This is a genomic window from Marivita cryptomonadis (assembly GCF_002115725.1).
GTDB classification, from domain to species: domain Bacteria; phylum Pseudomonadota; class Alphaproteobacteria; order Rhodobacterales; family Rhodobacteraceae; genus Marivita; species Marivita cryptomonadis.
This window is the reverse complement of record NZ_JFKD01000005.1, coordinates 226,763-237,340: the sequence shown is the minus strand read 5'-3', so window position 1 is coordinate 237,340 and position 10,578 is coordinate 226,763. Positions and strand designations below refer to the sequence as shown.

The 10,578-nt window shown below is 59.0% G+C and carries 13 protein-coding genes; 6 read left to right on the top strand and 7 right to left on the bottom strand.

Annotated features, from left to right (window positions below):
* The 5 genes from MCRY_RS07975 to aat form a co-directional block, all read left to right on the top strand.
* Nucleotides 1-650: AMP-binding enzyme (locus tag MCRY_RS07975; RefSeq protein ID WP_139834091.1), on the top strand; the 650-nt coding region annotated here is incomplete at its 5' end.
* A 151-nt stretch (nucleotides 651-801) separates the two neighbouring features.
* A complete protein-coding gene (locus MCRY_RS07970) occupies nucleotides 802-1,053 on the top strand; it encodes a hypothetical protein (RefSeq protein ID WP_085628945.1) in 252 nt (83 codons plus the stop codon).
* A gap of 186 nt (nucleotides 1,054-1,239) precedes the next feature.
* The gene (accB, locus tag MCRY_RS07965) at nucleotides 1,240-1,716 is read left to right on the top strand and encodes an acetyl-CoA carboxylase biotin carboxyl carrier protein (protein ID WP_085628944.1); all 477 of its coding nucleotides are present in this window, start codon (nucleotides 1,240-1,242) and stop codon (nucleotides 1,714-1,716) included.
* A 12-nt stretch (nucleotides 1,717-1,728) separates the two neighbouring features.
* Nucleotides 1,729-3,081 (top strand): acetyl-CoA carboxylase biotin carboxylase subunit, encoded by a 1,353-nt coding sequence (gene accC, locus MCRY_RS07960; RefSeq protein WP_085628943.1) that lies wholly within the window; start codon nucleotides 1,729-1,731, stop codon nucleotides 3,079-3,081.
* A 46-nt stretch (nucleotides 3,082-3,127) separates the two neighbouring features.
* Nucleotides 3,128-3,763, top strand: a complete 636-nt coding sequence (gene aat, locus MCRY_RS07955) for a leucyl/phenylalanyl-tRNA--protein transferase (protein ID WP_085628942.1) — start codon at nucleotides 3,128-3,130, stop codon at nucleotides 3,761-3,763.
* Here aat and MCRY_RS07950 read toward each other — a convergent pair.
* The 5 genes from MCRY_RS07950 to MCRY_RS07930 all read right to left on the bottom strand — a co-directional run bounded on the left by MCRY_RS07950 (nucleotide 3,727) and on the right by MCRY_RS07930 (nucleotide 7,054).
* Entirely contained in the window at nucleotides 3,727-4,089 is a 363-nt protein-coding gene (locus MCRY_RS07950) for a DUF2155 domain-containing protein (protein ID WP_085628941.1), read from the bottom strand. The two genes, aat and MCRY_RS07950, sit on opposite strands and share 37 nt — an antisense overlap.
* A 35-nt stretch (nucleotides 4,090-4,124) precedes the next feature.
* Nucleotides 4,125-4,508, bottom strand: coding sequence for an NADH:ubiquinone oxidoreductase subunit NDUFA12 (locus MCRY_RS07945; RefSeq protein WP_085628940.1), 384 nt, complete (start codon nucleotides 4,506-4,508; stop codon nucleotides 4,125-4,127).
* 65 nt (nucleotides 4,509-4,573) lie between these two features.
* Nucleotides 4,574-4,942: a RidA family protein gene (locus MCRY_RS07940; RefSeq protein ID WP_085628976.1), complete on the bottom strand. Its 369-nt coding sequence runs from the start codon at nucleotides 4,940-4,942 to the stop codon at nucleotides 4,574-4,576.
* 66 nt (nucleotides 4,943-5,008) lie between these two features.
* Nucleotides 5,009-6,274 (bottom strand): ATP-dependent Clp protease ATP-binding subunit ClpX, encoded by a 1,266-nt coding sequence (gene clpX / locus MCRY_RS07935; protein ID WP_085628939.1) that lies wholly within the window; start codon nucleotides 6,272-6,274, stop codon nucleotides 5,009-5,011.
* A gap of 150 nt (nucleotides 6,275-6,424) precedes the next feature.
* Nucleotides 6,425-7,054, bottom strand: coding sequence for an ATP-dependent Clp protease proteolytic subunit (locus tag MCRY_RS07930; protein WP_085628938.1), 630 nt, complete (start codon nucleotides 7,052-7,054; stop codon nucleotides 6,425-6,427).
* A gap of 146 nt (nucleotides 7,055-7,200) precedes the next feature.
* Between MCRY_RS07930 and MCRY_RS07925 the strand changes: the two genes are divergently transcribed.
* On the top strand, nucleotides 7,201-8,406 hold the full coding sequence (locus tag MCRY_RS07925; protein WP_085628937.1) for an FAD-binding domain-containing protein: 1,206 nt from the start codon (nucleotides 7,201-7,203) through the stop codon (nucleotides 8,404-8,406).
* A 140-nt stretch (nucleotides 8,407-8,546) separates the two neighbouring features.
* Here MCRY_RS07925 and MCRY_RS07920 read toward each other — a convergent pair whose 3' ends face one another.
* Nucleotides 8,547-9,812, bottom strand: coding sequence for an NAD(P)/FAD-dependent oxidoreductase (locus tag MCRY_RS07920; RefSeq protein ID WP_085628936.1), 1,266 nt, complete (start codon nucleotides 9,810-9,812; stop codon nucleotides 8,547-8,549).
* A gap of 54 nt (nucleotides 9,813-9,866) precedes the next feature.
* Nucleotides 9,867-10,523, bottom strand: a complete 657-nt coding sequence (locus tag MCRY_RS07915) for a c-type cytochrome (RefSeq protein ID WP_244897892.1) — start codon at nucleotides 10,521-10,523, stop codon at nucleotides 9,867-9,869.
* Nucleotides 10,524-10,578 lie beyond the last annotated feature (55 nt).

The following is a 10,578-nucleotide window of genomic DNA, read 5'->3' as shown; positions in this document are numbered from 1 at the left end:
CCGCGATGAAGCCGTTCTTCGGCGTCCACCCTGTGGTTCTCGACCCGCAATCGGGCGAGGAAATCCATGCCAGCCCAACCGAGGGCGTGCTGGCGATCAAGGACAGCTGGCCGGGGCAGATGCGCACCGTCTGGGGCGATCACGAGCGGTTCGAGAAGACGTATTTCTCGGACTACAAGGGCTACTACTTCTCGGGCGACGGCTGCAAGCGCGACGCGGACGGGGATTACTGGATCACCGGCCGCGTGGACGACGTGATCAACGTGTCGGGCCACCGCATGGGCACGGCCGAGGTAGAATCGGCGCTTGTCGCGCATGCCAAGGTGGCCGAGGCTGCTGTGGTGGGCTACCCGCACGCCATCAAGGGCCAGGGCATCTATTGCTACGTCACCCTGATGAACGGGGTGGAGCCGTCTGACGAGCTCACCAAGGAGCTGCGCACCTGGGTCCGCACCGAAATCGGCCCCATCGCATCGCCCGACCTCATCCAATGGGCCCCCGGCCTGCCGAAAACCCGATCGGGCAAGATCATGCGCCGCATCCTGCGCAAGATCGCCGAAAACGACTACGGCGCATTGGGCGACACATCCACTCTCGCTGACCCCTCCGTCGTCGATGACCTCATCGAAAATCGGATGAATAAAAGTTAATTTTCAGGAAAAACCAAATGATCAGGGGTGGCCTCAGGGCCGCCCTTTTTCGTTCACTGCCCGTTAACCGTTTCACAACTCTCTGCGCGCGCCACTCCAAAAAATCAGCTAAGCTCATGCAGTGGGGGCCCTGACACGACGGAGCCTAAAAATGCCTGTGTTTCACCCAACCATGCCCAGCATGACTCTCAAACCGCTGCACCGCCCAGACCTCACTGCCAAGGCGGCACCTCCGGTTTTTGCCTCGGTCACGGCACCTGCCCCTTTGCCCGGCACAATCAGCAAGGATACCAGCATCACACCCGCCGCCCCACCTTCGGCGGTCCAGATGCAGATCAAGGCGCTTCTTTCCGAACAGGCGTTGTCACTCGAAGCGGACAAACAAGACCGGTCTGACACATGACGCATTCCCCGCAGACGCTCTGAACCGTGCACCAGAACCCAGATTGATCGTAGCTGCCCCTTGCTCCTGAACGGTAATCGGTGCAAGGAAAGGCATGCAATGCGGGTGGTGCCCGTAGGGAAAGCGAGCCTCCGATCCAATCACCGACGGGGCCGCGTGAAGAGCAAGAAGCGGGCGAGGGACAGCATGACCAAGACCAACCATGAAGCGGACGTGGCGTTTATCGAAGCATTGGCGAAGCTCTTGCGGGAAAACGACCTAACCGAATTGCAGGTCAAGCGCGAATACGGCGAGGATGACAGCCTCAACGTGCGCGTCAGTCGTATCACCCAAGTTGCCCCCGCCGTGCAAACCACGGTTGCGGCAGCGCCCGCAGTGGCACCGGCAGCGCCCGCCACCCCCAGCGCACCGGAAGACCCGGCATCTCATCCTGGCGCGGTGACCTCGCCGATGGTTGGAACGGTCTACATGCAGGCAGAGCCGGGTGCGCCGTCTTTCATTTCGGTTGGACAGCAGATCAACGAAGGCGACACTCTCTTGATCGTGGAAGCGATGAAGACAATGAACCACATCCCCGCCCCGCGCAGCGGCACAGTGAAACGCATTCTGGTCGAAGACGGAGCCCCCGTCGAATACGGCGCGCCGCTCGTGATCCTCGAATAAACGGGCTCTGGCATGTTTGACAAAATCCTGATTGCCAACCGGGGCGAGATTGCCCTCCGTGTGATCCGCGCCTGCCGCGAAATGGGTGTGGCCAGCGTGGCGGTACATTCAACAGCTGATTCAGATGCGATGCATGTGCGCATGGCCGACGAGGCGATCTGCATCGGCCCGCCCTCTTCGACAGACAGCTATCTGTCCATTCCAGCGATCATTTCGGCCTGCGAAATCTCGGGCGCGCAGGCGATCCATCCCGGCTATGGCTTCTTGTCCGAAAACGCGCGGTTTGTGCAGATTGTCGAAGATCACGGGCTGATCTTTATCGGTCCAACAGCGGAACATATCCGTGTGATGGGCGACAAGATCACAGCCAAAGACACGATCAAAGCGCTTGGCGTGCCGTGCGTGCCGGGTTCAGACGGTGGCGTTGCCGATCTTGCCGAGGCCAAGAAGGTCGGTGAAGAGGTTGGCTATCCTGTGATCGTCAAGGCGACGGCAGGTGGCGGTGGGCGTGGCATGAAAGTGGCGCAAACAGCCGCCGACATGGAGCGCGCCTTTCAGACAGCACGGTCCGAAGCGAAGGCCGCCTTTGGCAATGACGAAGTCTATATCGAGAAATACCTGACCACGCCTCGCCATATCGAAGTGCAGGTGTTTGGTGACGGCAAAGGCAAGGCGGTGCATCTGGGTGAACGCGATTGTTCATTGCAGCGTCGCCACCAAAAGGTGCTCGAAGAGGCCCCCGGCCCCTGCATCACCGAGGAAGAGCGTGCCCGGATTGGAAAGATCTGTTCCGACGCCGTGTCCAAGATCAACTATGCGGGCGCGGGCACCATCGAATTCCTGTATGAAAACGGTGAGTTCTATTTCATCGAGATGAACACCCGCCTTCAGGTCGAACATCCCGTGACCGAGGCGATCTTTGGCGTCGATCTTGTGCGCGAACAGATCCGCGTGGCCTCTGGACTGCCGCTGTCTTTCGAACAGGACGAACTGGTCATCAACGGCCATGCCATCGAAGCGCGGATCAATGCCGAAAAACTGCCGAACTTCTCTCCCTCACCCGGTCGGATCACACAGTACCATGTACCCGGCGGTCTGGGGGTGCGCATGGACAGCGCGCTTTATGATGGCTACAAAATCCCGCCCTATTACGACAGCTTGATCGCCAAGCTGATCGTGCATGGTCGTGACCGGGATGAAGCCTTGGCGCGGATGTCGCGGGCGTTGGGTGAATTGATCGTTGATGGTGTGGACAGCACAGTGCCGCTGTTCCGTGATCTTCTGGAAGACCCGGACGTGCGCAGCGGTGACTATAACATTCACTGGCTCGAGCATTGGCTGGAGCGCACCTACGCGAAGCCTTGAGGCCTGTCGCACACTTGCCCCCTGCTGACCGGCAGGGCGACGCGCGATGACCGTCACGCCCGAGCTTTTGCTTCAAGCCTATCGCGTCGGCGTCTTCCCGATGGCGGAACACCGCGACGACCCGGAGATGTTCTGGGTCGATCCACGCAAGCGTGGTGTGTTCCCATTGGACGGGTTCCGCATTTCCCGCAGCCTGTCCAAGACATTGAAGCGGAACGACTATTACGTGACGCTGAACACAGCATTTGATGACGTGATCGACGCCTGCGCAGATCGCAGCGAGACATGGATCAATCAGGAAATTCGCGGGCTGTACAATGAGCTCCATCATCAAGGACATGCCCATTCACTGGAGGTCTGGGCCGACAGCCGTCTGATCGGTGGCGTCTACGGCGTGGCAGTTGGCGGTGCATTCTGTGGAGAAAGCATGTTTTCCCGTCAGCGGGACGCGTCAAAAGTCGCGTTGGCTTGGTTGATCGATCTGTTGCGACGGACGGGATTTGTCTTGTTCGACACGCAATTCCTGACCCACCACCTTGCCTCCTTGGGCGCAATCGAAATCACAAGGGCGGAATATCGGGCGTATCTGGCGCAAGCACTGCGGATCACTGCCGATCTCAGCAGCGCTCCATTGGCTGCGTCAGGTCAGGACGTGGTGCAGCGCAACACCCAGACGTCGTAGCGCTGGTGATCCATCGGGTTGAGAGCGGGCGACGAAGCAATCATCCAGCCCTGATAGACCGGTGCATCCTTGCCGATTTCGGTGATGGTCAATGAGGCGTAGGCTTCGCCTGCCGCGTTACCATCCGGATATCGGCACTCATTGGCCGTCACCGTGATGCGGCCAACCGTGGCTGATTGGCGCGTTCCAATCTGAAGGTCAGAGACCTTGCCGGTCAATTTGTCCAAGGCACGCACGGTCACGCCCGTGCCGTTGGTTGTGGCAAGCTGCGCAATGCTGGCAGACGCCAACACCAGCGATAGGAAAAAGACCATCACACGCAGCATCGCATCTCTGCCTTCTTGATGCGCGCAGAGCCGGGTTATTCCGGGCTCCACGCCTCATAATCCTGCCGAGGCTTCGGCTCGGGACGCCGGATCGACCCTTCAGGCGCATAGGCCAGAGCAGTACCGGTCAGGTTTTCCTGATGCGGCTTGACCCAAGCCTTTTTGGGCAGCGGGCGGTCTGTCGGCAATTCCTTGAACGTGTGGTGCAGCCACCCGTGCCAATCGGGATCAACGCGGCTTGCCTCAGCTTCGCCATTGTAGATCACCCAACGCTTCTTGGCGTCACGCGATTGATAGAAGATGTTGCCTTGGGTGTCCTCACCGACCTTTTCGCCTTTGCGCCACGTATAGAATTGTGTGCCAAGCGTCTGCCCGTTCCACCAGGTGACAGCGCGAAGTAGGGTATTCAGAATGCCCATGGACGACTCCTCGGGGTTGGTTCAGCGCCGTTATAGGGCGCTTTGCGGGACAAGGTCCAGCGCAGCTATGACGCAGCCGGCGCCAGAGCCGTGACTTCGATCTCAATCCGGTATTTCGGGTCGATCAGGCCACATTCGATCATCGTGGCCGCGGGCGGGTTGTCGCCGAACGTACTGGCAAGGATGTCATAGCAGGCTTCGAATTCATGCCGGTCCGGCAAATAATACGTCACCCGGACCACATCCGCCATCGACGCACCGGCCTTGTCCAAAGCCCCCGCGATCACATCCAGAGCGCTTTGGCATTGCTCGGCCACGGTATCTCCCTGCCCGACTGTGCCAGCAACATGAACAAAGCCCCCGGCCACAACGGCCCGGCAGTAGCCGATTTTGGCCTCAAAGGGGCTGCCACTGTGAATTCTCTTGATCGTCATCGTTTCCGTCCCAAAAAGAAAGGCGGGCAAAATGCCCACCTTTTCACGTTTCCACCGATGGCTGGTTCAGCCCGCTTCGGCAGGTTCCTTCTTCTGATCTGCATAGATCATCAGAGGTTTGGCCTCCGAGGTCACCGCCTCTTCATTCACCACCACCTCGACAACGTCATCCATGCCGGGCAGTTCGAACATCGTATCCAGCAGGATGTCCTCGAGGATCGACCGCAGGCCACGTGCGCCGGTCTTGCGCTGGATCGCCCGCTTGGCAATGGCGCTCAGCGCGTCATCGGTAAAGCTGAGCGTGGTGTTCTCCAACTCGAACAGACGCTGATACTGCTTGACCAGAGCATTTTTCGGCTGCGTCAGGATGATGATCAACGCGTCTTCGTCCAGATCTTCGAGCGTCGCAATAACTGGCAGACGACCGACGAATTCCGGGATCAGACCAAACTTGAGGAGATCCTCGGGTTCCAGCGATTTGAAGGTCTCACCGATGCCCTGTTCGCTATCGTCGCGCACATCTGCACCAAAGCCCATGGCCGAACCTTTGCCACGCTGCTTGATGATCCGGTCCAGACCGGCAAATGCGCCACCGCAAATGAACAGGATGTTGGTCGTATCAACTTGCAGGAATTCCTGCTGCGGATGCTTGCGCCCACCTTGCGGCGGCACCGACGCAACTGTGCCTTCCATCAACTTGAGCAGCGCCTGCTGCACGCCTTCGCCCGACACGTCGCGGGTGATGGATGGGTTTTCGGACTTGCGGGTAATCTTGTCGACCTCGTCGATATAGACGATACCACGCTGCGCGCGTTCCACGTTGTATTCAGAGGACTGCAGCAGCTTGAGGATGATGTTCTCCACATCCTCACCCACGTACCCGGCTTCTGTCAGAGTGGTTGCATCCGCCATCGTGAACGGCACATCCAAAATCCGTGCCAGCGTCTGCGCCAGCAATGTCTTGCCGCACCCGGTCGGGCCGATCAGCAGGATGTTCGATTTCGCGAGTTCGATATCGGATGATTTCTGCGAATGATTCAAACGCTTGTAGTGGTTGTGCACCGCCACAGACAGCACGCGCTTGGCCACGGCCTGACCGATCACGTAATCATCCAGCACGTCGCAAATCTCGCGCGGGGTGGGCACGCCATCCGTCGACTTCAGGCCACCGCCCTTGGTCTCTTCACGGATGATATCCATGCACAGTTCGACGCATTCGTCACAGATGAAGACGGTCGGCCCTGCGATCAGCTTTCGCACTTCATGTTGGCTCTTGCCGCAGAAGCTGCAGTAAAGAGTGTTCTTGCTGTCGCCGCCAGAATTCGTCGCCATGTCTTTACCTTTCCTGACTCACGTCAAGGTTTCGCATATACTTTCTGCTAACCTTAAGCGTGTGCCATGTTTTCTTCCAAGAACCTTAGGACAGCAAAACTTGGGCCACAACGTCAAAAACACATTCAGGACGTCGTGACCCAATCACGATTATTCGTCGTCAGACCCCTTGACGCGGCTCTCGACGATCTCGTCGATAAGGCCCCATTCCTTGGCCTCTTCCGGCGACATGAAGTTGTCGCGTTCCAACGCCGCCTCGACTTTCTTCAACGTCTGGCCGGTGTGCTTGACGTAAATCTCGTTAAGACGTGTCTTCAGCTTCTGTGTTTCCTGCGCGTGGATCATGATATCCGTTGCCTGACCCTGATACCCGCCAGAGGGCTGGTGCACCATTACGCGGCTGTTGGGCAGCGAAAAGCGCATCCCGGCCTCACCTGCTGTCAGCAGCAACGACCCCATAGAAGCCGCCTGCCCGATCACCAGCGTGCTGACTTTCGGCTTGATGTACTGCATCGTGTCATAGATCGACAGACCGCTGGTCACCACGCCACCCGGGCTGTTGATGTACATGCTGATTTCCTTTGACGGATTCTCGGCCTCAAGGTGCAAAAGCTGTGCCACGATCAGCGACGACATGCCATCGTGCACCGGACCGCTCAGGAAAATAATCCTTTCCTTTAGCAGGCGCGAGAAAATGTCATAGGCCCGTTCGCCACGGCTGGTCTGCTCGACCACCATGGGAACGAGGGTGTTCATATAGGTATCAAAGGGATCTTTCATCTGTGCCTGCCTGGATGATGCGCCCGCCGGATGCCGAGCTTGGTTGCGAGTTGTCCTGAGACTAGTGTCCGGCTCTGGGGGCTGCAAGGGGCAGCGGTTCGACGACCGGTCTTGACCCGGCTCCGCGCGGGCTTAACTGGCGCTGCATGACAGACCTATTTCCCCCGACCCGCACGGCCGCTTTAGAAAAGCTGACGGCGTTTGTGCCAAAGGCAGCGCGCGTTTACGCGTCGCAAAGAAACTATGATCTCGGGCCAGGGCAACATGACAATGTTTCGACCTTGTCACCCTATATCCGCCATCGCCTGATGACAGAGCCCGAGGTGATTGTAGCCGTTCTGGGCCGCCATGCGCTCAGCAGCTCTGAAAAATTTGTGCAAGAGGTGTTTTGGCGCACGTACTGGAAAGGCTGGCTGGAAATGCGCCCGGCGGTCTGGGGGGGCTACCAGCAAGGACTGGCTCGGGCATGGGATCAGGTGCAAACGCAATCTGGCCTGCGCGGCGAATGGGAAGCCGCCTGCAAAGGCGAGACAGAGATCGCATGCTTCAACCATTGGGCCCACGAATTGGTAAACACCGGCTACCTGCACAACCACGCGCGCATGTGGTTCGCTTCGATCTGGATTTTCACATTGCGTCTACCCTGGGAGCTGGGGGCGGATTTCTTCCTGCGCCACCTCTATGACGGCGATCCTGCCTCGAACACGCTCAGCTGGCGCTGGGTCGCGGGTGTGCAGACACAGGGCAAAAACTATGTGGCACGGGCATCAAACATCTCGAAATACACCGAAGGTCGGTTCTCGCCACTCTACCAACTGACCTCCAACCCCGAACCGCTGGATGGCCCACCCCATCCACCGCGCATGGACGCGCCAGAGGGTGATCGGCTCGATCCGTCAAAGCCATCGGTTCTGGTGCTACACGAAGACGACATGAGCCCCGGCTGGTTGTTCGAGCAGGGTCTCAAACCACTGGCGACCGCCACCTTGGATGCGACTGCTCAAATCAGTCCGTTGCATGTCGCGCCCAACGTCACGTCGTTCAAATCGGCGCTGATGGACGACTGTACGACGCGCTGGTCGACCTCGCTTGGCCCGCTCACCACCGGCCTGACAACAGCGCAAGCGATCGAAGACTGGGCGCGCAGCATTGGCGCCGAACAGATCGTCACACCCTACGCCCCTGTCGGTCCCGCGGCCACAATCCTGAACAACATCCGTGCACTGCCTGTCATTCGACCGCTGCGCGACTTTGACCGTCGCGCCTGGCCGCATGCGACAGCCGGGTTTTTCAAGTTCAAGAAAAAGATCCCCGAACTCGTCGGCGCCATGAAGGGATTCCAGCCCGTCTGATCTTCATCTTGCCCCTAAACTCCGGGAGGTTTGGAGGGCTGGCCCTCCAATTCGTCGGATCGCGCAGCGATCCGACACAGTTCCAAACGAAAAAGGCCGGGACAGATGCCCAGCCTTCCCCAAACACCTGAACAAAAAGATCAGCCGAACATGTCCGACGTGATTCCTTCGTACCAGCCGATGCTTTCTTCATAAGTCGCCTTACGCAGAGCCGCGTCTTCGCCGGTCTGGCTGACAAAGCTAGACACGCTGGCGATTTTCTCGTCGTTCGGCTCATAGGCCGCGCCAACCTTCACACCATCATCCGTCGCGATCAGCGACCAGCAGGTGTTCGAGAATTTCGCCGGGAACACGCGGCTGCCGGTCAGCGCACCGCGCACCGCCATCGCCGCCACCTTGGCCTGGCTGTTGGCCGAGTAGCCGGATTTCGGCATGTCGCCCTGATTGGTGGCATCGCCCAGAATGTGGATATTCTCATCCAAACGAGACACCATGGTGTGCCCGTCGACCGGGGCCCAGTTGCCTTCGGTCAGACCAGCTGCATCACAGATCAGACCCGCCTTTTGCGCCGGAATGACGTTGACCACATCGGCTTTGATCAATTCACCATCCACATCCACGGTCATCGCCGACGGATCGACAGTAACATTCTCGCCACCGAAATCCGGGCCGATGCGGGTGATCATGCCCGGATAATGCTTCTGCCAGCCTTCCTCGAACAGACCCTGCTTGGAGAACTTTTCTTTCGGGTCGGCAATGATGATCTTGGCGGTCGGATTGTTCGCTTTGAGCACATGTGCCACCATCGAGATCCGCTCGTACGGTCCAGGCGGGCAACGGTACGGGTTGGGCGGGGCCACCATCACATAGGTGCCGCCTTCCGGCATCGCCATGATCTGCGCTTTGAGCAGTTCGGTCTGGCTGCCACCCTTATAGGCATGCGGCATCGCGTTCTGTGCCGACATATCCCATCCGGGCACCGAGCCTTCTACAAAGTCGATACCGGGGCTGAGGATCAGGCGGTCATAGGGCACCGATCCGCCCCCGGCGAGCGACACGGTCTTGGCGTCGCGATCCACGCCCGTGGCCCAGTCATGGACGACGTTGATGCCGTAATCTGACGCCAGCTTGCCATAGGAATGCGACAGGTTCTCCAGATCCCAGAACCCACCCAGATAGAGGTTCGAGAAAAAGCAGGTGTAGTAGCTGCGCGTCGGTTCGATCAGGGTCACGTCGATCTCGCCTGCGCTGTCCTTGGCGATATAGCGCGCGGCAGTTGCGCCACCTGCACCACCACCGACGACCACCACTTTGGGTTTGCCGTGTGACGCTGCATGCACCATCGGGGCGCTGAGCGTTGCCGCCGCCATCCCGGTGCCCACAAAAGCACGTCTGTTGAGTTTCATAACTTTCCTCCCATTTGCAACACGCGCCTTGGCTGAACTTGTCTCTTCCGGACTTTATTCGGCTTTGGCAAAATATGCCGCCAGCGCGGCAATCTCTTCGTCCGACAACCGGGATGCCATCATCTGCATCACCGGGTGCGGTCTGATCTGTCTTTTATATGCATGCATGGCGACGACGAAATCTTCGGTCGGCCATTGCGTGATCGACGGGATACCCCGGTCCGATCCATCCTGCTGGTGGCAGGTCTTGCATTCACTGGCGAGATATTCGCCGTAATCCGTATCACCCACAATGGCCAGAACCTCGGGCGCAAGTTCGACCTCGCGCGCCTGTGCTGTGGGCGCGGCTTCAGGAATGTTCTGGGGGCTGGCCGAGAATTGGCGCAGGTAAGCGAGGATGTCAGAACGGTCCTGTGAGTCTTTCAGGCCCGCGAAATTCATCCGGGTGCGCGACACCAGTGCTTTGGGGTTCTCGAGATAGGCATCGAGGGTTTCGATCTCCCATGTGAGGCCATCCGCCCCCATCATCTGCATGTCATCCGAATATCGGAACCCATCATGCGCCCCGGCGCGGCGGCCGAAAATGCCGTTCAGATGCGGCCCGATCCGGTCAGTCGCGCCTTGTCCGATCTGATGACAGGACCGGCATTGCGCAAACACTTCTTCGCCGCGCGCGGGATTTCCGAATTCCGACGCAGAAGCATCGGCTATGACGGGATTTGTTGCAGGCTGTTGCAAAGGGTCTGCAACGGTTGCAACGGGTGCC

Bases quoted from the DNA above. Each gene is read 5' to 3' on its own strand.
- accC (WP_085628943.1), top strand. From the start codon at position 1,729: ATGTTTGACAAAATCCTGATTGCCAACCGGGGCGAGATTGCCCTCCGT.
- clpX (WP_085628939.1), bottom strand. From the start codon at position 6,274: ATGGCGACGAATTCTGGCGGCGACAGCAAGAACACTCTTTACTGCAGC.
- MCRY_RS07925 (WP_085628937.1), top strand. From the start codon at position 7,201: ATGACAGACCTATTTCCCCCGACCCGCACGGCCGCTTTAGAAAAGCTG.
- MCRY_RS07945 (WP_085628940.1), bottom strand. From the start codon at position 4,508: ATGGGCATTCTGAATACCCTACTTCGCGCTGTCACCTGGTGGAACGGG.
- aat (WP_085628942.1), top strand. From the start codon at position 3,128: ATGACCGTCACGCCCGAGCTTTTGCTTCAAGCCTATCGCGTCGGCGTC.
- MCRY_RS07970 (WP_085628945.1), top strand. From the start codon at position 802: ATGCCTGTGTTTCACCCAACCATGCCCAGCATGACTCTCAAACCGCTG.
- MCRY_RS07950 (WP_085628941.1), bottom strand. From the start codon at position 4,089: ATGCTGCGTGTGATGGTCTTTTTCCTATCGCTGGTGTTGGCGTCTGCC.
- MCRY_RS07940 (WP_085628976.1), bottom strand. From the start codon at position 4,942: ATGACGATCAAGAGAATTCACAGTGGCAGCCCCTTTGAGGCCAAAATC.
- accB (WP_085628944.1), top strand. From the start codon at position 1,240: ATGACCAAGACCAACCATGAAGCGGACGTGGCGTTTATCGAAGCATTG.
- MCRY_RS07920 (WP_085628936.1), bottom strand. From the start codon at position 9,812: ATGAAACTCAACAGACGTGCTTTTGTGGGCACCGGGATGGCGGCGGCA.
- MCRY_RS07930 (WP_085628938.1), bottom strand. From the start codon at position 7,054: ATGAAAGATCCCTTTGATACCTATATGAACACCCTCGTTCCCATGGTG.